The organism is Cyanobium sp. Copco_Reservoir_LC18 (genome assembly GCF_009834675.1).
In the GTDB taxonomy this organism is placed as follows: Bacteria; Cyanobacteriota; Cyanobacteriia; order PCC-6307; family Cyanobiaceae; genus Cyanobium; species Cyanobium minutissimum.
In genome coordinates, this window is the sequence record NZ_ASAC01000022.1 from 204,697 (window position 1) to 226,453 (window position 21,757).

Below are 21,757 nucleotides of genomic sequence, written 5' to 3' on the forward strand. Positions count from 1 at the left end.
CCCCGGGGACTGTCAAGCAGCTGGGGCACGTCGTCCGGGCGACGTCGGCCCATACCATCGCCCCCATCGGTTGCAGCGTCGTCAGGGGTGAAGACACCGGTCCCCGGGATCCATGGACCCATCGCCCTGTTGCTGCTGCTGCTCTCCATCGCCGTGGTGACCGTGGTGATCGACCGGGGCCGGTACTGGTGGCAGTGGTGGCGAGGCCGCGCCTCCCGCCGCCAGCAGTGGGAGCGGGTGCTGGCCGACCACGGGGGGCCGGCCGCCGGACGTCTGCTGGAGGACTGGGAGCTGGAGATGCGCTTCGGCGAACCCCTGCTGCAGGCGGCTGTCGTGCTGGCCCCACTGCTGGGGCTGGTGGGCACCGTGCTCGGTCTGATGCAGGTGCTCGCCAGCCTCGGCCCCCAGCTGCTGCTGCCGGCCGGGGCCAACCTGGCCGGATTCGGCCAGGTGCTGCTGAGCACGGCCCTCGGGCTGATCCTCAGCCTGATCGCCAGCACCGGGCTGTTCGCCAACCAGTGGCTGCGGCGCAGCCAATGCCAGCGGCTGCAGCGGCTCGGCCGTGCCTGGGCACCGCCGGCATGAACCACGCCCTTGCCGCCCTGGTGGGGTTGACCCTGCTGCTGTGCGGGTCGGTGGCGGCGCTGGCCGACCTGGCCCGGCAGCGCCAGCCGCGGCTGCGGCCGCCGGGGGGCCCGTCCCTGACGGGGGCCGTCTGGGTCGTGCAGGCGCCCGGCGATCGCTGGTTCGTGAACGGGGAACCCGTCTCCCGCGGCCGGCTGCCGGGCCTGCTGGGCTCCCAGCCGGCCGGCAGCGAGATCCACTTCCTGCCGGCGGCCCGCCTGCCCCTGGGCGAGGTGGCCCGCTCCCTGGCCCACCTGCGCGCGATCAGCCCCCGGCCGGTGGGGCTGGCCCTGCCGGAGGCGGGCCCATGAACGCCGGCGCCGGCCCGACGCCTCGCTGGGGGGCCGCCCTGGACGCCCTGGCGCTCGGAGCCATGGCCACCGGACTGGCCCTGCTGTCCCTGGCCCTGTTGCTGGTGCCCCAGCGGCTGGCCCAGCGTCCGGCGAGTCAGGGGATCGTCAGCCTGCACCTGGACGTCGACGGCCGGCTGCGGCTCTGGAACCAGCCGGTCCCGCCCGGGCAGCTGGCCGCCGTGCTCCAGCGGCTCCAGGATGGCCCCGGCCAGCCGACCCTGCGTCTGATCCCTGATCGGGACGTCCCCTGGGGATCGGTGCAGCAGCTGATGGAGCGCCTGGGCCGCTCCGACCTGCCCCTGGAGCTGCAGCTGCCATGACCATCAAGGCCAGCTTCCGCTTCCCCCGTTGGCGCCATCTGCGCCTGCCCCTGCTGGGGGCCCTGGCCCTGAACGGGCTTCTCGTTATGGCGGCCCTGCGTCCGCCCGCCAGCCCAGCACCCGCCGCCGCGGCCCCAGCGGCGGATGACACCCCTGAACTGCTGCGGTTCAGCCGCCAGCAGGCGCGGGAACCGGCCCTGGCGGCCCTGCCCCTGCCCCCGCTCAGCGCCCTGCCGCCGCCCCCGCCGACGGATCTGCCGGCGCAACCGCGTCGCGGGGCCGACAGGGGCGCGGCCCGGGCACGGGCGGCGGCCGGCACGCCGGCGCCGCCGGGAGCCGGCCGGGAGCGCGCCGGCGCCAGGACGGGCGCGGAGCTGGCGGCGACCCGGATGCTCGCCCTGGCCCTGCAGGCCAGGGCGCTCGAGGCGGCCGAGGCCAGCGCCGTCACGGCGCTGTGGGAGCAGGCGACGCCCACCCGGGAGGCCCCCGCCGGGATGGCCACCGCTCCGGAGGGAATGGAGCTGCGGCGATTGCCGCTCGCCAGAGCCCGCAGCGCCGGTCTGGCCTCCGGCGACCCCCTCGCCGTGCTCGCCGGCGGCAAGGTGCTGCTGCTGTGGCCGGACGGGAGCACGTTCTGGCTGCTGGCGGCCGCGGGCGACAGCCGGGCCGCAGGCGACAGCCGTGGCGGAGAAGACAGCCGAAGCGGAGGAGACAGCCGTGCCGCCGGGGCCAGGCCCTGAGGCGGATCAGTCGCCGGTGGCCGGCAGCGCCGCCAGCGCCTTGAACAGGCGCCCCAGGGCCTCCGCCAGGGCGGTGGCGTCGAGCATGCCGTAGCTGAGCCGCAGCAGGGACTGCCCGCCGACCTGGGGCAGTCCGAAGCTCTCGCCCGGCAGGGCGGCCACACCGTGCCCCAGCACCAGATGGCGCAGCAGCGACGCGCCCCCCAGGCTGCAGGGGAACCGCAGCAGCCCATAGAAGGCGCCGTCGGGGGGGCCCAGCAGCTCCACCGCCTGGCCGCCGGCGCGGGCGGCGGCCACCGCGTCGAACAGCTGCCGGCGCCGCTCGCCGAGGGCGGCGATGTGGGGCCGGCACCAGGCCGGACCGGCCTCCAGGGCCGCCAGGGCCGCCCGCTGGCTCACCAGGGGCGGACAGATCAGCACCGTGTCCTGGACCTTGGCCAGCGCCCCCATCAGCTGGCGCGGCACCGCCGCATAGCCCACCCGCCAGCCGGCCATGCCGTAGGCCTTCGACAGGGAGAACAGCGACACCGTGTGGGCCCCGCTTCCCGGCAGCCGACCGGGGCTTCCATGGGGCACCGTCCCATGGAGGAAATCGGCATAGGCCTCGTCGCTCACATGCAGCAGCCCGTGGCGGTGGCAGAGGCGGTTGATGGCCGCCAGCACCTCCGGCGGCGTCACCAGACCGCTGGGGTTGTTGGGGGAGATCGTCACGATGGCCCGGGTGCGGGGGGTGATCGCCGCGGCCAGCCGCCCGGGATCGGGCACCAGCCCCGCCGCCACCGGCACGGGCACGCCGCCGGCCAGGCGGATCGCCATGGCGTGATTGAAATAGAAGGGCAGCGGCAGCACCACCTCGTCGCCCGGGTCGCAGAGCACCTGGGCGATGGCGTGGAAGGCCATGTTGCTGCCGGCGGTCACCAGCAGGTCGCTGCCCTCCAGATCCAGCCCCCGCACTTCGGTGAGCTCCCGCCGGACCGCCGCCAGCAGGTCCTCCTCGCCCTGCATCGCGCCGTAGCGGTCGAAGCGAGGGTCGGCCTCCGCCAGCGCCAGGGCGACGGCCTGGCGCGCCGCCGCCGGGGGCGCCCAGCTGACCATGCCCTGGGCCAGGGAGAGGACATCGGGGCGCTGGCGCATCAGGGCCCCCACCTGGGCGATCACCGGATCGGCCACCGCCGCCATCCGCCCCGCGGCCCCGGGAGCTGGCCACCCCATCTCAGGCCATCACAGGCAGGAACAGCTCCATCACCGCCCCGCCCCGGGGATGGTTGGAGGCCTGGATGCGGCCGCCATGGGTGACGGCGATCTGCTGGACGATCGCCAGGCCCAGTCCGCTGCCCCCCCGGTCGCTGCGCACCCGGGAGGGATCACCGCGGTAGAAGCGCTCGAACATGTGCTCCAGGTCGTCCTCGCTGAGCCCGGGACCCTCGTCGCGCACGGTCAGCAGGCACCAGCCCGCCGTCGCTTCGATCTCCACCCACACGGTGCCCTCCTCCGGGCTGTAGCGCAGGGCATTGTCCAGCAGGTTGAGCACGGCCCGATGCAGCCGCGAGCCATCCCCCAGCACCGCCAGGTCCCCCTCGGCGCTGAGCGCGAGGCGAACGGAGCGCCGTTCGGCCAGGGGCCGCAGGCCCAGCCAGACCTGCTGCACCAGCTGGGGCAGCTCGACCCGGCCGCGGCGGCGCACCCCCTCGGGCAGGGTGTTCTCCAGCCGGGAGAGTTCCATCAGGTCGCCCACGAGCCGCTGCAGCCGCAGCAGCTCCCGCTGCAGCCGTTCCACCAGCACCGCATTGGCGTCGTTGACGTGGGCGGCGAGGCTGTCGCCCACCAGAAGCAGGGCCGTGAGGGGCGTCTTGAGCTCGTGGGCCACATCGCTGACCCAACGCTCCTGCTGCTCCAGCTGGGCTTCGAGCGAACGACGACTCTGGAGCAGCAGCGCCACCCAGCCGCCCTCACCGGGGAGGGCAAAGACCGCCAGCTGCTGGTCGCCGAGCTCCCAGTCGAGCCGCTGGGGCCGCTCCCGTCGCCGGGTGTTGCGGACCACCTCCTCCAGTTCCCTGGAGCGGCACACCCGCTCCAGGGGTTCCTGGCGCCGCAGCCCCGCTCCGGGGGCCTCCAGGAGCCGTTCGGCCCGCTGGTTGATCAGCTGGATGTGGTCGGTGCTGTCGAGGATCACCCAGCCATCGGGAGCGGCGTCGATCCAGCGCATCAGCTGCCGGAGGGACAGCCCGGCAACGGTGCGGCCGGGCCTGTCGCTGCGGCGTGCCAGCAGCCAGCCCAAAGCGAGCCCCAGCAGCCCCGCCAGCACGGCTCCCATTCAGCCGAAGCGGTAGCCGAAGCCCCGGACGGTGATCAGGTGTTCCGGAGCCGAGGGGTTGGCCTCCAGCTTCTCCCGCAGCCAGCGGATGTGGACGTCGACGGTCTTGCTGTCGCCGAAGTAGTCGTAGCCCCAGACCCGCTCCAGCAGCTTGTCGCGGCTCCAGACGCGGCGGGGATGCTGCATGAACAGCTCCAGCAGCCGGTACTCCTTCGGCGAGAGGTTGACCTCCAGCCCATCGCGGGTGACGCGGCACTCCTCGGGGTAGAGGCTGAGGTTGGCGTGCTGGAGCACCTTGGCGGCCACCTCCAGCGAGCGGCTGCGCCGCATCAGGGCCCGGCAGCGGGCCACCAGTTCCCGTAGGCCGAAGGGCTTGATCAGATAGTCGTCGGCCCCCACCTCCAGGCCCAGCACCCGGTCGGTTTCGCTGTCCCGGGCACTGACCACCAGGATCGGGGTCTGGTTGCCGGCGGAGCGCAGCTGGCGGCAGAGATCGAGGCCCCCCAGGCCGGGCAGCATCAGGTCGAGCACCACCAGGGAGAATTCCTCTCCGGGAGGGCACTCCTGCAGGGTGCGCAGGGCCTCCTTGCCGTTGCCGCAGGCGGTGACGGAAAAACCCTCCAGCACCAGCACGTCGCGGATGGTCTCGCGGATCGTGTCGTCGTCCTCGACGACCAGGAGGGGGGGGTGCATGCCGGCATTATCGGTGTCGGCGGCGGGGAGATCCCAGAACTGTCTCAACGCCGTGGCAGATAGCTGACCACCAGGCGCCGCTGGCTGTCGAGCTGCAGCCAGCCTTCGTCGCGGAGGGCGCCGATCACACGGGTGACGGTGACCCGCGTCGTGGCCAGGGCACTGGCCACCTCCTGATGGGTGAGGCGCAGGTTGAGGCGGAGACCCGACTCGCAGGGCTGGCCGTACTCGCTGGCCAGGAGCTCGAGGAAGCCGCGCACCCGTTCATCGACGCGCTTCAGACCCATCAGGGCCAGCAGGGCCTGGCTCTGCTGGATCCGCTGGCCGAGGGCCTCCAGCATCGCCACGGCCAGGGTGCCGTCCTGGCGGATCTCGCTGCAGCTGAGGCAGAGCAGGTCGGTGTCGGCCAGGGTGGTGGCGGCGTAGGCCTCGACACCATTGAGCGGATCGCCGAAGGGCTCGTTGGGGCCGGCCAGACCGAGCAGCATCTCGTCACCGTGAATGGTGATGGCACTGAGCTTCACCATGCCGCGAACCACGAGCCAGACGTTGTTCTTCAGCAGGGGGACATGGCTCCCGGCGCTGACATGAACCAGACTGCGTTTCTGGTAGTTCGCTTCAAGAAGTTCGCGGAATCCATCCTTGCTGCCGGATTCACGGGAGGGCGTGAATACCATCGGGGAAAGCGCATCGGATGCATCGAACTGTATGCAGCGACACCCGAGGGACGGGCAAAGGCCTGGTAGTGCTTTGGTTAAGAGCTCGGTAAGGCGGGCACGGTCAGCAGGCCGGGCTGGGGCTGGCCCGGGCAGCGCCGTTCGAGCAGCGCCATCGACAGGCTGCGGCGCCGCTCCGGCTGGACCAGCCCATCGGCCCGCTGCCGCCACTGCCCCCAGCAGGCCTGGGCCCGGCCCCGCAGCAGGGCCTCCAGCACGGGCACGCTGCGTGCCAGCCCCGATGGCAGCTGGTCATCGATCGCCTTCTCCAGGACGTGGAGATCGTTGAGTTCACCGAGCAGCTCCTGCAGGTCCCGAAGCTCGGCGATCCACTGCCGGCAACGGGAGCCGGTGACGGCCCCGAGATTCTCCAGCCCGTAGCGCGCCGTCTTGAGTCGCTTGCGCAGGTCGTGGACGAGTTCCAGGTCACCCTGCCGGTCGGCGATGAACCAGCCGGGGTGCTGAAACAGGCCCGCCACCATCGGAGCCTGCCACTCCTGGCTCCAGGTGCGCAGGGGAAGGGCCCCCAGGGGGGTGAGATCGGGCTCCCGGAGCCACCCCTGCAGCTGGGAGAGCAGCTTCAGGTAGCCGCCGCTGTGCAGGGCCGTGACCAGCTGCTCGTAGGCCAGGGCCCGCTCGCGCCGCAGCTGCTTCAGCACCGGCCGCAGGGCCTTGCGCTCCCCATCGGGCAGTTCGCCGATGAGCTCGTGCTCCAGCCGCTGGCGCAGCACATCCAGATCCCGCGCCATGCCGAGGCGGCGCACCATCTTGGCCAGCCGCGGATCGCCGACGGCCCGGGGCAGCCGCAGCGCCGGGGCGAACTGCTGCAGACAGGTGCGCAGACGACGCAGGGAGACCCGCATCTGATGCAGGGGTTCGGGGTCCCGGTCAGCCAGAACGGGCCCCTGGAGTGACACCAGCTTCTGGGTGTGGCGCCCGATCAGCTCAACGGCGAAGGCTCCGTTGCTGGTGAAGGGCTCGTCATTCGGGCTGGCCATGGATGGGGCCGGGGGCCTCAACGGGGTGATGTCGTGCGGATCTCCGCGAAGCTGCGGCGGATCGCCTGGCTGATGGTGAGTCCGATGGGCAGATCGCCGCCGAAGGAGGTGCCGAGCAGATGCCGATAGAGCTTGGATTCAACGATACGGTAGGTATCCTTCGGCAGGGGAATGGCGCCCGCCTGCTCCGTGAACCGCAGACCCCGCTGCACGGTGAACGTGATGAAGCGACGCACTTCGGGCCTCTCGCGCAGGTCCTTGTCGTTCACATAGACGAACAGCGGACGGGAGAGGGGCTGGTAACGCTCCCGCTGCACGTTGTTGACGGACGGCAGCCAAGCCCCCTTTGGCCCGGCGATTTCCAGCGCCTTGAGTCTGCCGCCCTGGCTTCGGTAGTAGGAGAAACCGAAATAACCGAGGGCCTGGGGATTTTTCTCCACACAGCGCACCAGCACGTTGTCGTCCTCGCTGGCGGTGTAGTCGCTGCGGGAGTTACCCGAATCGCCGTTGATGGCTTTGTTGAAGTAATCGAAAGTTCCCGAGTCCTTGCCGGGCCCGCAGAGACTGATCGGCCGATCCGGCCAGGCGGGATTGACCTGCTTCCAGCGCTGGATGCGGCCCTGGGCCTTGCGGTTCCAGAGGCTGGAGAGCTGGGCCGTGCTGATGCGGCTGGCCCAAGTGTTGCGGGGGTTGACCACCACCGAGATGGCATCGAAGGCGAGCGGCAGTTCGATGAAGCGGACCCCCCTGGCGGCGCAGTCCTTCAGCTCCTTGGAATTGATCGGGCGGGAGGAGTTGCTGATCGGGATCTCACCCCGGCAGAAGCTGCGCAGGCCGCCGGAACTGCCCGTCTCCTTCAGGGCGATGGAGACCGGCGGCCCACCCGGTCGCGCCTGGAAGGCCTTGGCCGCCGCCTCCATGATCGGGAAGACGGTGCTCGACCCCTCGATCCGCACCACCGGCGCCGGGGCGGTCTGGGCGTCGGCCCGCATTGCCGTCAGGGACGTCCCGAGCCAGACCCCCAGCAGGACAACCACCCCGGCCCGGGCTCCGGTACGCAGCATCGGACCTGTCGCGGACAGCTTCGGGACCATGTCGTGACCAGCGAAGGGAAGGCGCTGGGCCGATCCTGCACCACGAAGACCGGGGGTTGGGTTAAGGGGAGATTGTGGCTGCGACCGCGACAGCCACCCTGCAGGGGAGACGTTCCAGGGCCATCAGCCCTGCCCCGTCCAGTCCTGGAACCAGCCCCGCCGCCACAGCCACCAGGCCTGGAGCGTGGCGATCAGCAGCATCAGCAGCATGACGAAGGCGTAACCATGGCGCCACTTGAGCTCGGGCATGTACTCGAAGTTCATGCCGTAGATGCCGACGATGAACGTGAGCGGCGCGAAGATGCTGGTGAGGATGGTGAGGGTCTTCATCACCTGGTTCATCCGGTTGCCCACGCTGGCGGCGAAGGACTGGGTGATGGCATCGCACTGGCTGCGGAGGGACCCGCAGGCTTCGAACAGCTGATCCACCAGTTCGGCCATGTCCCGGAAGCCCTCCAGGGCCTCGGTGCCCAGCAGCCTCTGCCGCTGACGCAGCAGCAGCCGGATCTGGTGGCGCAGGGGCCAGATCATGGTGCGGATGATCCGCAGGTTGCTGCGGAATTCGTAGGAGCGGCGCAGGATCAATGGCCGGGGATTGCGCAGGGAGGATTCCTCCAGGGCATCCAGCCGCTGGGACATGGCCTCCAGCATCGGGAACAGGTCATCGAGCAGGTCGTCGATCAGGAAGTGGAGGATGTCGTCCAGGTCCCGGTCCGCCAGGGACCCTGACTGGGAGAGCAGCCAATCAGTGAGTTCAGGGAAGGGATCGCCGCCGCCGCCTTCCTCCAGGGTGATCAGCAACCCGGGCAGCAGCACCAGGGCCACCTGCTCGCTGACGAGATGGGCCGGGTCCTTGGCGAAGCTGAGCCGGTGCAGCACCACCAGCACCAGGTCCTCCAGCCCGTTGACCTGGGGCCGCTGGGGCACCTCCAGCAGGGGGCCGCGCAGCACCGCCGGCACCTCGAGGCGATCGAGGAGTTCCAGAATGAAGCGACGGTCGCCGAGCCCCTGCAGGCGCAGCCACAGCGGCGTTCCCGCCTTGCGCAGGGCGACCAGACGGTCGATGTCGCCGGCGGTCGTTCGCACCGGCCCGGAGGCGAGGCAGACCACCGCATCGGCACGGGTGGGCCCGAGCCCGCCATGGACGTAGAGGTGGGTGGGCAGGCCCGCCGGGCGCTGGTCGAGTCGCTGGGAATCGAGTGCCCCCGGAGTGAGTCGCAGCACGGGCGTACCGGTTGTTGGCACGATTCAACCGCAACCGTCCGTCCGGGGGTATCGCCAACGGCACCGTCCATGGGACCGTCCAACGTGGCTGGCCGCAGGTCTTTACGGGGCCTTAATGGAACCCCGCTAGGGTCATCCCCTGATGATGTCCGTGCGTTGACGAACCAGCCCTCCACGGGACCCTCCAATCCCGATCTCGGCCAGCAGCAGAAGGATGTCCGATCCCCCATGGAGGCCCATGGCAGCTATCGGGGCAGCGACTGGAGTCCCGAGCGGCTGGTGTTTCATCAGAACCTGGAGACTTTCGCCGACCAGGTCGGTCTGATCGTCGGTCTTCAGGCCAATGGAAAGATGAGCCAGGACGAGGCCTACGCCAGCATCAAGAAGATCTGGAAAAACCTCAAGTTCACCCGCGATTCCCTGTTCGACAACACCAAAGGCTGATCGTCTGGAGCTTCACGGCAGCGGCACCCCTGTCACACCCTGGCTCCGCATGTCGAGGCCGGTGCGAGGCGACTGGCAGCGGTCCCGCCGGTCCCTCGCCTGGAGGCAGGGCACGTGCGCCGCCGCGCAGATCCGCAGGACCTCCTCCTGAATCGGAGCCAGCTCCTCCCACCCGCACGTGATCGCCAGATCGTCCCGGGCGAGCAACACCCCCACCGGCGCGCCGTGGGCCATGGCCGCGAGCAGCAGCTGCGGCAGGTTCAGGAGAGCCTGGCGGGTGCTGATCGTCAGCACCATCGCCAGATCCCCCCCGCCCCGCTCCTCCAGACGCCGGCGCAGGGTGTGGAGGTCGGACTCCCTGTGCACGCAGGCACAGATGATCATGTCGGCGTGCCGGATCACGAACGCCAGGTCGTCGATGTGCCTGGCGGTGAGCGTCGGCGAGCGCAGGTCGCTGTCGGGGACATGCATAGCCATGCCGGAGCGCAGCCGGCTGCCCCTGGCCCGGGCGGTGGTGACCTCGAGCACCACCTGCCGGGGAGACACCGCTCGGATCACCCCGCCGCTGCGGCCATCGCCGAAGAGCACCCGTTCGCCTGGGCGGAAATCAGGCAACACCTCAGGCAGCGTGCAGGGAAGGGTGCCGGCGCCCCGGTCCGGCTGCGCCGTGAGCCGGATGGTGTCGCCGTGCCGCAGCAGCCGTTCACCACCGACAAGGGGCAGCGGACCCACCTCAAGACGGGCTTTGCCGCGGCGCTGGCGGAACACCAGGCCGGCGACGAAACGACAGGTCCTGTCGGCCCGCAGCAGCACCCCATCGGGGCCACGACGCACCACGGTGAGGGTCCGCCGGCGGCCGGAAGCATCCCGCCCCCGCAGGCGAGCCCCGGCCTTGAACCGCTTCATCTTCGAGAGGCGCGCCGGCAGCAGCACCAGCTCAGGGTCCTGCGGCGCGGGCCTGGATCCCGGTGGCACCGCCAGGATCCGCACCGGCTGGGTGGGGCGACCCATCCGGTCACGGGGGGGCCGGGCGCGGATCACCGCCGGCTGGGGGGCCAGCAGGCCGATGCGCAGCGTCGGGCCGGCAAGGGCCATGGCGATCGCGCAGGGGCGACCGGTCGCCACCCGGGCCTGGCGGAGCGCCTCCACCATCCGGCCCCACACCGCGGGGTTGCCGTGCTCGCAGTCGATGCGGGCGATGGCCATCCCCGCTGCCAGGAGTTCGGCGATCAGGGCCGGCCGCTCGACCGCCTCCGCCGGCAGGGTCACCAGGCGTCCGGCTCCCCCCGCGGCGGCCAGCGCTCCGAGGTGCGGATCGCCGTGCGGCGCCCGCCGGTCCGGGCCGGCCAGGCCAGGGGGGCCGGCCGGGTCTCCCGGGGCCGTCGCCCCCTTGGGGCCTGGCCCCTCGATCGCTTCGAGGGCGGTGATCACCGCCTCCAGGGTGGCGAGCAGCTGGGGGTCGCCTTCGCCGAGAGGGCCGAGACCCCGTTGCCGCAGGGCCTCGGCCAGGCCGGGATGGACATGGTCGTGGAAGGCGATGACGTGCAGCAGGTTGCGGGCACCGGCCTGGTGGTGGGGATGGATGGCCTCCAGGCAACCGGCCTGCTCCCGTTCGATGCTCTTCAGCACGGCCTTGAGGCCCTGCAACGTATCGAGCAGCCAGTTGTCCGGGGCGGGCGGGGGATCCGGACCGCCCGGCTCCGTGCGCCGCTGTGGAGAAGGTGGGCCGAGGACCTCGACCAGCACCGGCCCCTGCCGCCGCCTGGACGCGCCGGGAGGGGACAGCGAGGCGGGGGCATCCCCGGACTGGGCTGCAGGGTCGGGGATGGGAGCTGGGCAGGCCCCTCCATCTTCCCAAGGTGCAGGGATTTCCGCCTCCCCCTGGTGTTCACCATCCCTGTTGAGGATCGGATGGTGTTCGCGACGATCCGACATCACAATCACCCTGGCCACCGAGATGGGTCGCCCCGAAACCGGCGCCTACGGCGATCCCCAGCGCAAAGGGCCTGAGGGCGCCGGATCTGCTCGACGGCCTGGTCGAGCACCTGCTCCACTCCCTGGGAGGCGTGCGCAGAAAGCCGACCGCCACGACCTCTCCATGGCGCCCAGCTACGCCGTGCGCGACCGGCTGATGACCCGCTGTCGGGCGGGCCTCGAGGCCTCCGGCACCGGCAATTGGAAACGCATGATGAACGGCGCTCGTACCATCGGCGCCCTCGATGGCGCCATCGGCGAGAACGCCCCGACGATCCGGAACGGGACGCCCTCTCCGGTGAGCCTCCGCGGCCGAAGCGTCAGCCCGCCGCCCCCGGCATGAAGCGCCGCTCGTGCGGGGCTCCCTTGAGCATGCGGTTCCAGTAGATCCAGGGCAGCACGTCCTTCTTCATCACCCACATGCTCCAGCGCTCCTGGGTGGGATCGAGGGGGAAGGAGGGAACGGGCTGGGCGTCGTAGTTGAACTCGGCCATGATCACGCGCCCGTAGCCGGTGATCAGAGGGCAGCAGGCGTAGCCGTCGTAGCGGGCGGCCAGGGGCTGGCCATCGAGGTGGGCCAGCAGGTTGGCCACCAGCACCGGCGCCTGGCCCCGCACCGCCGCGGCGGTCTTGGAGTTGGGCAGCGAGGACACATCGCCGAGGGAGAAGACGTTGGGATGGCGCACGTGCTGGGTGGTGAACTTGTCCACGTCCACCCAGCCCCCCGGTCCGGCCACCGCCAGGGGGCTGGTGGCCACCACATCCGGAGCCGCCATCGGCGGGGTGACGTGCAGCATCCCGAAGGGAAGCACCTCTTCGCGCACCGTGTCGCCGTCCTTGACGGCGAACACCGCCTCCTTGCTGGCGGCGCGCACCTCCTTGAGGGTGTGCAGGTAGTGGGGCTCGATGCCGCGGCGGGCCACCACCTGGCGCAGGGGTTCGGCGAAGCTGGGAATGGCGAAGATCCCCGGGGTGGCGGTGGCGTAGATCACCCGGGTGGCCGCCGCGACAGCCGGCGAGCGCTTGAAGACGTCGTCGGCCAGGTACATGATCTTCTGGGGCGCCCCGGCGCACTTGATCGGTGTGTCGGGGAAGGTGAAGATCGCGTTGCCGCCGGAGAAGGCCTGGATCGTCTGCCAGGTGTAATCAACAAGATCCTTGGAATAGTTGCTGGTGATGCCCTGGCTGCCGAGGGCCTCCGGCAGCCCCTTGATCCGGTCCCAGCAGAGCTTGATGCCGGTGGCCACCACCAGGGCGTCGTAGTGGAGCGTTTCGCCGTCGCTGCTGGTCACGGTGCCGGCCACCGGATCGAAGCCGGCGGCGGCGGCGCGGATCCAGCGCACCCCCTCAGGGATCAGGTCGGCCTCGGCGCGGCGCGTCTGCTCGAGGCTGAAGACGCCGGCGCCCACCAGGGTCCAGCCGGGTTGGTAGTAGTGGTCAGCGGAGGGCTCCAGGATGGCGATCTCCAGACCGGGCCGGGCTCGCGTGAGCTGGCTGGCCACGGTGAGGCCCGCAGCCCCTCCGCCGACGATCAGGATCTGGTGATGGGCCATGGAACGGGAATTCAGACGCGGAGGGCCCGGCAACGGTGAGGGGAATCGTTACGGTCCTGATTCTTCGTGGCACCGAGGCGCCAGCAGACTGAAGAGATCGGGAACCGGAGCAGGGCGATGTTTCTGAAGGTACGCCACAACGACGACGCCAGCCTCGTGGAGGTGCTGAATGTCAAGCAGTTGTTCAACCCGTTCGACACCCAGGTCCAGGGCCGTCTCCATGGCGGCGAGGAGATGCAGGATCCCCAGGAATACGCCAAATCCGAGCTGCTCTTTCCCTCCGGGGAGGCCCTGCCCCGCTGCTGGCTCGATTCCCACTACCAGGGCTGAAGGCCAGCCCACGCCAGCGCTGCTAGGACCCCTCCATGGCGTCCCACTCCCACCAGCACGAGCTCCAACACCAGCACGGCCACGAGCATCCCCACCGGCAGGGCTCGCCCCGGGCCTTCTTCTGGGGGGTGCTGCTCAACAGCGCCCTCTCGGGGCTGCAGCTGGCGATCGGCATCGGCTTCGGCTCCCTGGCCCTGATCGGTGACGCCATCCACAACCTGGGCGACGTGGCCGGCCTGCTGTTCGGCTGGGGGGCCGAACGGCTCAGCGCCCGGCCGGCCTCGGCCCGCTTCACCTACGGCTTCGGCCGCAGCACCCAGCTGGCCTCGCTGATGAACGCGGCCCTGATCCTGATGGCGGCCGGGGTGGTGATCGTCGAGGGGGTGCAGCGGCTGCTGGATCCGGTGCCGGTGGTGAGCGGCCCGGTGGCCTGGGCGGCGGCGGCCGGCATCGTGGTCAACCTGCTCTCGGCCCGGCTGTTCGGCAGCGGCCACCACCACGATCTCAACCGGCGGGCGGCGGTGGTGCACCTGCTCACCGATGCCGCCGTCTCGGCCGCGGTGCTGATCAGCGCCGTGCTGGTGGGGCTGGTGGGCTGGATGTGGCTGGATGCGGCCACGGCCATCGGCGTGGGGCTGGCGGTGGCCTGGAGCGGCTGGGAACTGCTGGTGGAGGCCCTCAGCGCCAGCCTCGACGCCGTGCCGCGGGGCATCGACCTGGCCGCGGTGGAGGCGGCCCTGCGTGCCCTCCCCGGTGTGGAGGACGTCCACCATCTGCACGTCTGGGGCATGAGCACCTCCCGCGCCGCCCTCACCGCCCATCTCGTGGGCTCCGGCCACGGGCCGCTCGATGGAGACCTGCTGTCTCTGGCCCGGCAGCGGCTCGCCCAGCTGGGCATCAGCCACAGCACCCTCCAGATCGAGGCGCCCGGGAGCTGTGCGCCGGACGCGGCCCACGGGCCCCGATAGGCTGGATCCAGCCTTTGGCGGCGGACGCCTTGCGGTTCTCGCCTTCACTGCTGCCCCGCCACGTGCTGCCCCGTCACCTGGTGCCCAGGCTCAAGGGACGGGCCCGGCGCGGGCTGGAGAAGGGGCTGGCCGCAGCGGGCCTCGGCCTCGTGAAGCTCGATCCCCCCGACTCGCCCGCCCACCGGGCCGCCGAGCGCCAGCGGACCCTGCAGCGGCAGATCCTGGATCGCCATGACCAGCAGACGATCGCCGATGTGGAGGCCCTCAACGACCGGTATCGGACGCCGGTCCTCGGCAGCCTCCGGCCGATGGATCTGTTGCGGATGCTGGGGGAGTGCCTGGATCCCACCGACAACCGCCTGGGCTGCGCCAGCCAGCTGACCCACAGCCTGCAGGTGATCGAGGCGATGGTCGGCGACGGCGTGCTCGACGACGACCTGCTGCTGCTGGCCTTCCTGCACGACCTCGGCAAGCTGCTGCTGCTCACCGGTGAAGACCCGGCCAACGTGGTGGGCACCAATGCCATCCTCACGCCGAGGGCCAGGACAGGCCTCGACCATCACATCTGCCAGTGGAACCACTGCGAATTCGGCTACCTGCGGTTCCGCTCCTTTCTGCCGCCCCATCTCAGCTGGACGATCCGATACCACGGCCTCAAGGACACCCACCCCGTCGACTACATGAATGCCAGCGATGAACAGCACTTCAACGGCATCATGAAGCGCTTCCGCCACTACGACACGGCCTCCAAATCCATCGACATCAGACCCGCAACCCGGCTGGACGACTACCGAGATTTCATCGAATCGAGACTCCCCGATCGCATCCTTTTCTGATCACTTCGCAGCGTTGCCGTCATGCGCTTTCTTGTCGTTGGATCCGGCTTCGCCGGTGCCGTGCTGGCCAGGGAGCTTGCCGATCACACCGACCACTCCATCGATGTGGTCGATGCCAGGGATCACATCGGCGGCAACTGCCACACGCACAGGGAACCGGAGACCGGCATCACCGTGCATACCTACGGAGCCCACATCTTTCACACCAGCGATCGGCAGGTATGGAACTACGTGCAACGCTTCACGGAGATGATGCCGTTCATCAACCGTCCCAAGGCCAGCATCGACAAGGGCATCTTCAGCCTACCCGTCAACCTGCACACCATCAACCAATATTTCGGTAAGAAATTCTCGCCTTCAGAAGCCCGGCAATTTGTCGATTCCATCCGGCGCCATGACATCGCGCAGCCCCGGAACTTCGAAGAGCAGGCACTGCACTTCATGGGCGATGAGCTTTACCGGGCGTTCTTCCATGGCTACACGAAGAAACACTGGGGCTGCGAGCCTGAGCAGATCCCGGCCTCCGTGCTGAAGCGATTGCCGTTGCGGTTCAACTACAACGACAACTATTACGCCTCGATCTACCAGGGCATTCCCAGAGAGGGCTACACCGCCATCTTCGAGCGACTCCTCGACCATCCGCGCATCTCCCTGACGCTCAACCACCGCTGGCAACCCTCCGATGGCCAGGCCTATGACCATGTCTTCTACTCGGGCCCCCTCGATGGCTTCTTCGGCCACCGGCGCGGGCGGCTGGGCTATCGCACGGTGTTCTGGGAACGGCAGATCGAAACCGGAGATGCCCTGGGCCATCCCGGCATCAACTTTCCCTCCCTGGATGTGGCCTTCACCCGCCGCAGGGAGCACAAGCATTACGAATACTGGAAGCACCACGAGAAAACGATCGTGTTCACCGAATACAGCAAGGAAACGGGCACCGAGGATGAGCCCTATTATCCCAAGCGCCTGGCGGCCGACAAGGCCCTGCTGCAGGGCTACCTGGGCGATTGCCTGCAGACGGAAAGGACCAGCTTCCTGGGCCGGCTGGGGCTCTACAAGTACATGGACATGCACCAGGTGATCGCCGAATCGCTCTCCCTGGCACGGGACTTCATCGCCGCGATCGCTTCAGGGGAGCCCAGGCCCATCTTCCCCGAGGCCTTTCGCCTCAGCCTCCCATAGCTTGTCGCCGACCACACCCGGTCCCTCCTCCTCCAGCTGGAACACCAGGCCCCGGTTGCGCTGAATGATGGCGGGATCGCTGCCGCGGCCGGCCGGATCGGGACACAGCCGCAGGCTGTTCCAGGCATACCACTTCAGGGGAATGGAACTGACCCGGGGGGATTGCCGCATCCCGTCGCAGATCATGTAGTCATACCCATACACCACCGGCTGACCGGTGAGCCAGCCATAGAGCCGGCGGCATCCGGCCTGGGTGAGGGAATAGGCATGGGTGCAGTAGAGCGGGCAGGTCACGATGTCCTGCAGGATCCGCGTCGGCCTGGAGACCACCCGGCCTGAGAGCGACCTCAGGCGGGGATGGCGATCGAGGAAACGAAAGACACTGGGGGTGGGCAGATGCCTGTAGAGGATCTGGGAGCCGAGAAACAGCAGGTCCCAGTCGGCAGGGGTGGCGGCATGGAAGGCCCTGGCCTGGGTCGCCCAGATGGGCGGGAAGAACACATCGTCCTCGAAGATGTGAACCAACGGCAGGTCCCGCTCGATGGCATGGGCCAGCAGGCCCAGGTGGGAGAGCAGGGACCCCTGGGAGCCCCGCCGGGCCATGAAGCGATCGACGTCGATCGGCCTGCCCAGGCCATGGCGCTCGAACAGGGTCTCCAGATCCTCCGAACGGGCATCCACGGCGGGCCAGATCGAGACCCGCGGGAATCCCGCCGCCCCCAGCCGCTGAAGCAGTCCGTCGCGGCGATCGGGACGGCGCTCCAGATTGATGCAGAAGGCGGGGGCCTCCAGAAACGCCTGCCAAGGCCCCATGGCTGTCGCTCCCTGCAGGAGCGAACGCTAGGGAACCGCCCCGTGCCCCGCCCGAATCAGGCCGGTGGGGCTCAGGGCTCGATCCTGGCCGCCCGCTTGTCCTGCTCCAGCAGCTGCTCCACCAGGAGCTTGAGCAGCAGCGACACGATCGCCACGCCCCCCAGCACCATCGCCGCCCCGAAGGCCAGCTCGGTCTGGTAGTTCTTGTAGGCGTCCTCGACGAACAGTGGCAGGGTCTGGGTGAGGCCCTCGATGTTGCCGCTGACCACCGCGACGGCGCCGAATTCGCCCAGGGCCCGGGCCGTGGTGAGGATCAGGCCGTAGAGGGCGGCCCAGCGCACCGAGGGGAGGGTCACCTTCCAGAACACCTGCCAGTTGGTGGCGCCCAGGGTGCGGGCGGCCTCCTCCTGCTCCCAGCCCTCCTCCTCCAGCAGGGGAATCACCTCCCGGGCCATGAAGGGGAAGGTGACGATGATCGTGGCCAGCACGATGCCGGGCCAGGAGAAGATGATCTTCCAGCCCAGGCTCTCGATGACGCCCCCCAGCAGGCCGTGGCTGGGGCTGTAGAGCAGCACCAGCATCAGGCCCACCACCACCGGTGAGATCGAGAAGGGCAGGTCGATGACGCTGAGCAGCAGGGCCTTGCCCCGGAACTGGCGACGGGCGATGGCGGTGGCCGCGGCCAGGCCGAAGATGACGTTGCAGGGCACCGCCACGGCGGTGGCGAACAGGGTGAGGCGCAGGGCCGAGATCAGTTCGTGGGACTGGAAGTTCTCCAGGAAGGGGCCCAGCCCCTTGGCGAAGGCGGAAGCCACCACGCTCACGGCCGGCAGCAGGATCACCACCCCCACGTAGACGCAGGCGATCAGGGGAATCAGGATCGCCGGCAGATCCAGGCCCTGGCGGCGCGATCGCCTGCCTGGAGCGGGAGTGGGCCTGGGGCTCTCCAGGGTGGGAACAACGATGGTCATGGCGAAGGAATCAACACAACGGAAACTGGAGGGAAATCAGGCCGCATCGCCCTGATAGCGCTGGCCCCACACCTGCAGCAGGTTGATGACGAGCAGGCTCAGCAGGGAGAAGATCAGCATCACCGCGCCGATCACGGTGGCGGCATCGAAGTCGTATTCCTCCAGCTTCTGGATAATCAGGGTGGGGGTGATCAGATCCCGGAACGGCACGTTGCTGGAGATCATCACCACCGAGCCGTACTCCCCCACTGCCCGGCTGTAGCCCTGGGCCACCCCGCCGAGGATCGCCGGCAGGAGCTGGGGCAGCACCACCCGCAGGGTGGTCTGGAGCGGCGTGGCCCCCAGACACCAGGAGGCCTCCTCCTGCTCCTTCTCGAGGGAACGCAGCACGGGCTCCACGGTGCGCACCACGAAGGGCAGGGAGATGAACACCATCGCCACCGTCACCCCCGGAGCGGCGAAGGCCACCTTGAGGCCGAAGGCCTCGTGGAGCGGCTGGCCCAGCCAGCCGTTGGTGCTGTACACCGCCGTGAGAGCCAGGCCGGCGACGGCGGTGGGCAGGGCGAAGGGCAGATCGATCAGGGCATCGAGCAGGCGCTGGCCCGGAAAGCGGCAGCGCACCAGCGCCCAGGCCACCACCAGCCCGAAGACGCCGTTGATCACGCTGGCCACCAGGGCCAGGCCGAAGCTGACCTTGTAGGTGGCGATGGCCTCCGGCGTGGTGGCCATCTGCCAGAAACCGGCGGGTCCCACCTCGGCGGCCCGGAGCAGCATGGCCCCCAGGGGCAGGAACAGGATCAGGCCCAGGTAGGTCCAGGTGATGCGCCAGGGCCAGCTGGGCAGCGCCAGGGCCGGCGGGCGCCAGCGGCGCAGGAGGGCGGGGGTCATCGGGACAGGGGACGGGGGGCGCGGGGGTGGAGCGGGACGGCGCGGGGCGCGACGACCGCGTCAGACTAAAGGACGGTTTGACGGTGCGCTTACCGGTATAGTCAGGTTCTCCCTGCCACCCAGGCCGTTTCCATGGGCATCCGCGTCGCCAACGTCAGCAAGAATTTCGGCGACTTCCGCGCCGTCGACGACGTCAGCGTCGACGTGGAGACCGGCTCCCTGGTGGCCCTGCTCGGCCCCTCCGGCTCGGGCAAGAGCACCCTGCTGCGCCTGATCGCCGGGCTCGAGGAGGCCGATGCCGGCCGCATCTGGATCACCGGAGAGGAGGCCACCGCACGGACGGTGCAGGAGCGCCAGGTGGGCTTCGTGTTCCAGCATTTCGCCCTGTTCAAGCACCGCAACGTGCGTCGCAATGTGGCCTTCGGCCTGGAACTGCGCCGCTGGAAGCCCGAGGCGATCCGCCGGCGGGTCGACGAACTGCTCGACCTGGTGCACCTGCGGGGCTACGGCAACCGCTACCCCTCCCAGCTCTCCGGCGGGCAGCGCCAGCGGGTGGCCCTGGCCCGCGCCCTGGCGGTGCAGCCCCGGGTGCTGTTGCTCGACGAGCCCTTCAGCGCCCTCGATGCCAAGGTGCGCAAGGAACTGCGCGCCTGGCTGCGCAACCTCCACGACGAAATGCACGTCACCACCGTGATCGTCACCCACGACCAGGAGGAGGCCATGGAGGTGGCCGATCGGATCGTGGTGATGAACGAAGGCCGGGTGGAGCAGATCGGTTCCCCGGCGGAGATCTACGACCATCCCGCCTCCCCGTTCGTGATGAGCTTCGTGGGCGCCGTCAACGAACTGCCCAGCGGCTCGCTGCCGGTGCGGCGCGATGCGGCCCCGGCGCTGCCGGCGGAGGGCCGGATCTTCGTGCGCCCCCACCATGTCCAGGTGCATGCCACCCCCCAGCCGGGCACCGTGCCGGCCCGCCTGCGGCGCCTCACCCACATGGGCCGCGACCTGCAGGCGGAACTGGTGCTCGATTCCGAGGAGGTGGTGGTGGCCCAGTTCCCCCGGGAAGAGGTGGACTACGCCAACCTCAAGCCCGGCGACCGACTGCATGTGATCAGCCGCCAGGCCCACGCCTTCCAGCCGGACTACTCGATCTGATCAGTCGACCTGATCAGTCGACCGTGGCGGCGGCGGCGGCGCGGCGCCGAGAAGGTTCAGAATGAACCTCCGCCAGGCGGGCGTCGGCGAGGTACTGGGCCACGGCCAGGGGATCCTGGTGGCGCAGCAGCTCTCCGTTGCGGAAGACGAGGGTGAAGCGCTGGGGATGGGGCTCATTGAGCCTGGAGCGGAAGTACTGGGCGGCCATGACGGTGGGTGTTGTTGAGCAGAAAGGACGCTGAACATGGGGCGCCGAGAATTCGGCGCTGATCAGTCGGTGCTGAGAAGCGTCGGTGCGCTCAGGGGATGCTGACCATCAGGTCGGTGTCGCTCACCTGATGCAGCAGGCCGAGGCGCTTGAAATGGTTGAGGGTCTTGGTGACCGTCACCCTGGTGAGGCCGCAGATCTCCGCCAGGGCCTGATGGGTGAGGTTCATGTCCCGCAGGGAGAGGCGATAGCCGCGGCTGCTCACCTGCCCGAAGCGGAGGCCGATCCAGCGCAGCAGCCGCAGCAGCCGGGAGTCGGCACCGCGGACCCGGTTGATCTCGAACAGCTCTTCGGTGTTGCGGATCTGGTGATGCAGGAAGGCCAGGATCTCGGCCTCGCTGGGATGGCCCTGCTCCACCACCACCGTGGACAGGCACTGGATCTCCACCGGACGCAGGGTGGAGTAGGCGTTCGTCACCCAGTCACCCGGTCCCCAGAGGCCGAGGGTGAAGGATTCACCCTCCTCGTCGTGGGAGGCGGTGCGGATGTAGCCGTCCTGGATCTTCCAGTGCAGTCCGTCGGGCAGGACGTCATGGGGCAGGAGCGTGAGGCGGAGGGTCTGGGGCGTGCGTGAGGTGGTCATGGCCGCAGGCGGAAAGCGATGGGATCGGGGGGTTCAGGGCAGGGCGGACAGCCAGCCTTCGGCTGGCGACAGGCATTCGCCGACAACAGCACATGGGGAGCCTGCGGGGACCCCAGAACCATACCTCACATTCCCCATCGGCGATGTGGTCTATTTAACGGTCCGCTCAGATGAAATACATCGCCTGGGCCTGGGCCAGGTGGTCCCGCTGGTCCAGCAGGTCCTGCAGGGTGGTGCCCGAGAGGATGCCGCGGCGGGCCTCTTCGAGCCGCTCCTCCAGCCGGCCCAGCACCTCGAATTCGGGCGTGGCGCCCTCGCTGCCGGCGCGCGGGGTGGCATCCCCCTCCAGGCAGCTCACCACGTCATCGACCCGGATCTCGGCCGGCGGCCGCGCCAGCTGGTAGCCCCCCCTGGGGCCGCGGATGCTGCGCAGGATCTGGCCCCGGCGCAGGCTGGCGAGCATCTGCTCCAGATAGCGGTCGGGGATGCCCTGGCGCTGGGCGATCTCCGCCACCTGCAGCACGCCGCCGCGGGAATGGATGGCGGCCAGCTCCATCAGGGAGACGAGGCCGTATCCCGTTTTCGCGCTGAAGGCCAAGGGATTCCCCGGTCGATTTACGGGGATTGTGGCAGCCCAGGCCCTGGCGCCTGGCACCCACCGGACCTCCGCCCGGTGTCATCCGCCCTACATCGCCCGGCAAGCGACAGGGATAACT

At 69.7% G+C, this 21,757-nt stretch carries 26 protein-coding genes; 11 read left to right on the forward strand and 15 right to left on the reverse strand.

All coding sequences use genetic code 11. The features are described from left to right. Positions 1-87: 87 nt before the first annotated feature. From L107_RS12285 to L107_RS12300, 4 genes are read left to right on the forward strand one after another with little or no spacing between them, the layout of a single operon-like run. On the forward strand, positions 88-585 hold the full coding sequence (locus tag L107_RS12285; RefSeq protein WP_159819189.1) for a MotA/TolQ/ExbB proton channel family protein: 498 nt from the start codon (positions 88-90) through the stop codon (positions 583-585). After that, positions 582-935 carry a hypothetical protein gene (locus L107_RS12290; protein WP_159819191.1) on the forward strand — a complete coding sequence of 118 codons (354 nt, stop codon included), beginning with the start codon at positions 582-584 and terminating at the stop codon, positions 933-935. Before L107_RS12285 ends, L107_RS12290 begins: the two co-directional genes overlap by 4 nt. Beyond that, positions 932-1,297, forward strand: a complete 366-nt coding sequence (locus L107_RS12295) for a biopolymer transporter ExbD (protein ID WP_159819193.1) — start codon at positions 932-934, stop codon at positions 1,295-1,297. Before L107_RS12290 ends, L107_RS12295 begins: the two co-directional genes overlap by 4 nt. Further along, positions 1,294-2,037 carry a hypothetical protein gene (locus L107_RS12300; protein ID WP_159819195.1) on the forward strand — a complete coding sequence of 248 codons (744 nt, stop codon included), beginning with the start codon at positions 1,294-1,296 and terminating at the stop codon, positions 2,035-2,037. Before L107_RS12295 ends, L107_RS12300 begins: the two co-directional genes overlap by 4 nt. A gap of 6 nt (positions 2,038-2,043) precedes the next feature. On the opposite strand, the gene L107_RS12305 is transcribed toward L107_RS12300, so the two are convergent. From L107_RS12305 to corA, 7 genes are all read right to left on the reverse strand, one after another. Continuing rightward, on the reverse strand, positions 2,044-3,249 hold the full coding sequence (locus L107_RS12305) for an aminotransferase class I/II-fold pyridoxal phosphate-dependent enzyme (protein ID WP_236550668.1): 1,206 nt from the start codon (positions 3,247-3,249) through the stop codon (positions 2,044-2,046). Between the two features lies 1 nt (position 3,250). After that, positions 3,251-4,351, reverse strand: coding sequence for a HAMP domain-containing sensor histidine kinase (locus tag L107_RS12310; RefSeq protein ID WP_159819197.1), 1,101 nt, complete (start codon positions 4,349-4,351; stop codon positions 3,251-3,253). After that, positions 4,352-5,044: a response regulator transcription factor gene (locus L107_RS12315; RefSeq protein ID WP_159819199.1), complete on the reverse strand. Its 693-nt coding sequence runs from the start codon at positions 5,042-5,044 to the stop codon at positions 4,352-4,354. It abuts the gene before it with no gap. 44 nt (positions 5,045-5,088) lie between these two features. Beyond that, entirely contained in the window at positions 5,089-5,721 is a 633-nt protein-coding gene (locus L107_RS12320; RefSeq protein WP_106222811.1) for a Crp/Fnr family transcriptional regulator, read from the reverse strand. A 77-nt stretch (positions 5,722-5,798) separates the two neighbouring features. Further along, on the reverse strand, positions 5,799-6,758 hold the full coding sequence (locus tag L107_RS12325; RefSeq protein WP_159819201.1) for a CHAD domain-containing protein: 960 nt from the start codon (positions 6,756-6,758) through the stop codon (positions 5,799-5,801). A gap of 17 nt (positions 6,759-6,775) precedes the next feature. Further along, positions 6,776-7,822: a PstS family phosphate ABC transporter substrate-binding protein gene (locus L107_RS12330; protein WP_159819203.1), complete on the reverse strand. Its 1,047-nt coding sequence runs from the start codon at positions 7,820-7,822 to the stop codon at positions 6,776-6,778. Between the two features lie 153 nt (positions 7,823-7,975). Continuing rightward, positions 7,976-9,076 carry a magnesium/cobalt transporter CorA gene (gene corA / locus L107_RS12335; RefSeq protein WP_236550669.1) on the reverse strand — a complete coding sequence of 367 codons (1,101 nt, stop codon included), beginning with the start codon at positions 9,074-9,076 and terminating at the stop codon, positions 7,976-7,978. A 156-nt stretch (positions 9,077-9,232) separates the two neighbouring features. On the opposite strand from corA, the gene L107_RS12340 reads away from it, so the two are divergent. Next, positions 9,233-9,520, forward strand: a complete 288-nt coding sequence (locus L107_RS12340; protein WP_370515489.1) for a hypothetical protein — start codon at positions 9,233-9,235, stop codon at positions 9,518-9,520. 12 nt (positions 9,521-9,532) lie between these two features. Here L107_RS12340 and L107_RS12345 read toward each other — a convergent pair whose 3' ends face one another. Beyond that, positions 9,533-11,266, reverse strand: a complete 1,734-nt coding sequence (locus L107_RS12345) for a pyruvate kinase (RefSeq protein WP_159819207.1) — start codon at positions 11,264-11,266, stop codon at positions 9,533-9,535. Positions 11,267-11,618: 352 nt separating this feature from the next. Here L107_RS12345 and L107_RS17040 point away from each other — a divergent pair, with 352 nt between their 5' ends. Beyond that, positions 11,619-11,837, forward strand: a complete 219-nt coding sequence (locus tag L107_RS17040; RefSeq protein ID WP_159819209.1) for a glycogen/starch/alpha-glucan phosphorylase — start codon at positions 11,619-11,621, stop codon at positions 11,835-11,837. On the opposite strand, the gene L107_RS12355 is transcribed toward L107_RS17040, so the two are convergent. Then, positions 11,815-13,047 (reverse strand): FAD/NAD(P)-binding oxidoreductase, encoded by a 1,233-nt coding sequence (locus tag L107_RS12355; protein WP_159819211.1) that lies wholly within the window; start codon positions 13,045-13,047, stop codon positions 11,815-11,817. The two genes, L107_RS17040 and L107_RS12355, sit on opposite strands and share 23 nt — an antisense overlap. Positions 13,048-13,164: 117 nt before the next feature. Here L107_RS12355 and L107_RS12360 point away from each other — a divergent pair, with 117 nt between their 5' ends. The 4 genes from L107_RS12360 to L107_RS12375 are packed head-to-tail and all read left to right on the forward strand — an operon-like array spanning position 13,165 to position 16,363. Then, positions 13,165-13,377, forward strand: a complete 213-nt coding sequence (locus L107_RS12360) for an acetyltransferase (protein ID WP_159819213.1) — start codon at positions 13,165-13,167, stop codon at positions 13,375-13,377. 35 nt (positions 13,378-13,412) lie between these two features. Then, positions 13,413-14,345, forward strand: a complete 933-nt coding sequence (locus L107_RS12365; protein ID WP_159819215.1) for a cation diffusion facilitator family transporter — start codon at positions 13,413-13,415, stop codon at positions 14,343-14,345. Positions 14,346-14,374: 29 nt separating this feature from the next. After that, positions 14,375-15,181, forward strand: a complete 807-nt coding sequence (locus L107_RS12370) for an inositol oxygenase family protein (RefSeq protein WP_236550670.1) — start codon at positions 14,375-14,377, stop codon at positions 15,179-15,181. A 21-nt stretch (positions 15,182-15,202) separates the two neighbouring features. Continuing rightward, complete coding sequence (locus L107_RS12375; RefSeq protein WP_159819219.1) at positions 15,203-16,363, forward strand: UDP-galactopyranose mutase; 1,161 nt, start codon at positions 15,203-15,205, stop codon at positions 16,361-16,363. On the opposite strand, the gene L107_RS12380 is transcribed toward L107_RS12375, so the two are convergent. The 3 genes from L107_RS12380 to cysT all read right to left on the reverse strand — a co-directional run bounded on the left by L107_RS12380 (position 16,310) and on the right by cysT (position 19,035). Further along, the gene (locus L107_RS12380; RefSeq protein ID WP_159819221.1) at positions 16,310-17,176 is read right to left on the reverse strand and encodes a glycosyltransferase family 25 protein; all 867 of its coding nucleotides are present in this window, start codon (positions 17,174-17,176) and stop codon (positions 16,310-16,312) included. The two genes, L107_RS12375 and L107_RS12380, sit on opposite strands and share 54 nt — an antisense overlap. 71 nt (positions 17,177-17,247) lie before the next feature. After that, positions 17,248-18,147, reverse strand: a complete 900-nt coding sequence (gene cysW / locus L107_RS12385) for a sulfate ABC transporter permease subunit CysW (RefSeq protein WP_159819223.1) — start codon at positions 18,145-18,147, stop codon at positions 17,248-17,250. 36 nt (positions 18,148-18,183) lie between these two features. Then, positions 18,184-19,035, reverse strand: a complete 852-nt coding sequence (gene cysT / locus L107_RS12390; protein ID WP_159819225.1) for a sulfate ABC transporter permease subunit CysT — start codon at positions 19,033-19,035, stop codon at positions 18,184-18,186. Between the two features lie 132 nt (positions 19,036-19,167). Between cysT and L107_RS12395 the strand changes: the two genes are divergently transcribed. Next, the gene (locus tag L107_RS12395) at positions 19,168-20,190 is read left to right on the forward strand and encodes a sulfate/molybdate ABC transporter ATP-binding protein (RefSeq protein ID WP_159819227.1); all 1,023 of its coding nucleotides are present in this window, start codon (positions 19,168-19,170) and stop codon (positions 20,188-20,190) included. Positions 20,191-20,203: 13 nt separating this feature from the next. On the opposite strand, the gene L107_RS12400 is transcribed toward L107_RS12395, so the two are convergent. From L107_RS12400 to L107_RS12410, 3 genes are all read right to left on the reverse strand, one after another. Further along, on the reverse strand, positions 20,204-20,398 hold the full coding sequence (locus L107_RS12400; RefSeq protein WP_159819229.1) for a hypothetical protein: 195 nt from the start codon (positions 20,396-20,398) through the stop codon (positions 20,204-20,206). Between the two features lie 91 nt (positions 20,399-20,489). After that, positions 20,490-21,041 carry a Crp/Fnr family transcriptional regulator gene (locus tag L107_RS12405; RefSeq protein ID WP_159819231.1) on the reverse strand — a complete coding sequence of 184 codons (552 nt, stop codon included), beginning with the start codon at positions 21,039-21,041 and terminating at the stop codon, positions 20,490-20,492. A gap of 166 nt (positions 21,042-21,207) precedes the next feature. Next, entirely contained in the window at positions 21,208-21,639 is a 432-nt protein-coding gene (locus L107_RS12410; protein ID WP_159819233.1) for an Rrf2 family transcriptional regulator, read from the reverse strand. Between the last annotated feature and the right edge of the window lie 118 nt (positions 21,640-21,757).

Excerpts from the sequence above, each read along its gene's own strand:
- L107_RS12290 (WP_159819191.1), top strand. The coding sequence starts at position 582 with ATGAACCACGCCCTTGCCGCCCTGGTGGGGTTGACCCTGCTGCTGTGC.
- L107_RS12295 (WP_159819193.1), top strand. The coding sequence starts at position 932 with ATGAACGCCGGCGCCGGCCCGACGCCTCGCTGGGGGGCCGCCCTGGAC.
- L107_RS12300 (WP_159819195.1), top strand. The coding sequence starts at position 1,294 with ATGACCATCAAGGCCAGCTTCCGCTTCCCCCGTTGGCGCCATCTGCGC.
- L107_RS12305 (WP_236550668.1), bottom strand. The coding sequence starts at position 3,249 with ATGGGGTGGCCAGCTCCCGGGGCCGCGGGGCGGATGGCGGCGGTGGCC.
- L107_RS12310 (WP_159819197.1), bottom strand. The coding sequence starts at position 4,351 with ATGGGAGCCGTGCTGGCGGGGCTGCTGGGGCTCGCTTTGGGCTGGCTG.
- L107_RS12315 (WP_159819199.1), bottom strand. The coding sequence starts at position 5,044 with ATGCACCCCCCCCTCCTGGTCGTCGAGGACGACGACACGATCCGCGAG.
- L107_RS12320 (WP_106222811.1), bottom strand. The coding sequence starts at position 5,721 with ATGGTATTCACGCCCTCCCGTGAATCCGGCAGCAAGGATGGATTCCGC.
- L107_RS12325 (WP_159819201.1), bottom strand. The coding sequence starts at position 6,758 with ATGGCCAGCCCGAATGACGAGCCCTTCACCAGCAACGGAGCCTTCGCC.
- L107_RS12330 (WP_159819203.1), bottom strand. The coding sequence starts at position 7,822 with ATGCTGCGTACCGGAGCCCGGGCCGGGGTGGTTGTCCTGCTGGGGGTC.
- L107_RS17040 (WP_159819209.1), top strand. The coding sequence starts at position 11,619 with ATGGCGCCCAGCTACGCCGTGCGCGACCGGCTGATGACCCGCTGTCGG.
- L107_RS12355 (WP_159819211.1), bottom strand. The coding sequence starts at position 13,047 with ATGGCCCATCACCAGATCCTGATCGTCGGCGGAGGGGCTGCGGGCCTC.
- L107_RS12360 (WP_159819213.1), top strand. The coding sequence starts at position 13,165 with ATGTTTCTGAAGGTACGCCACAACGACGACGCCAGCCTCGTGGAGGTG.
- L107_RS12365 (WP_159819215.1), top strand. The coding sequence starts at position 13,413 with ATGGCGTCCCACTCCCACCAGCACGAGCTCCAACACCAGCACGGCCAC.
- L107_RS12375 (WP_159819219.1), top strand. The coding sequence starts at position 15,203 with ATGCGCTTTCTTGTCGTTGGATCCGGCTTCGCCGGTGCCGTGCTGGCC.
- L107_RS12380 (WP_159819221.1), bottom strand. The coding sequence starts at position 17,176 with ATGGGGCCTTGGCAGGCGTTTCTGGAGGCCCCCGCCTTCTGCATCAAT.
- cysW (WP_159819223.1), bottom strand. The coding sequence starts at position 18,147 with ATGACCATCGTTGTTCCCACCCTGGAGAGCCCCAGGCCCACTCCCGCT.
- cysT (WP_159819225.1), bottom strand. The coding sequence starts at position 19,035 with ATGACCCCCGCCCTCCTGCGCCGCTGGCGCCCGCCGGCCCTGGCGCTG.
- L107_RS12395 (WP_159819227.1), top strand. The coding sequence starts at position 19,168 with ATGGGCATCCGCGTCGCCAACGTCAGCAAGAATTTCGGCGACTTCCGC.
- L107_RS12400 (WP_159819229.1), bottom strand. The coding sequence starts at position 20,398 with ATGGCCGCCCAGTACTTCCGCTCCAGGCTCAATGAGCCCCATCCCCAG.
- L107_RS12405 (WP_159819231.1), bottom strand. The coding sequence starts at position 21,041 with ATGACCACCTCACGCACGCCCCAGACCCTCCGCCTCACGCTCCTGCCC.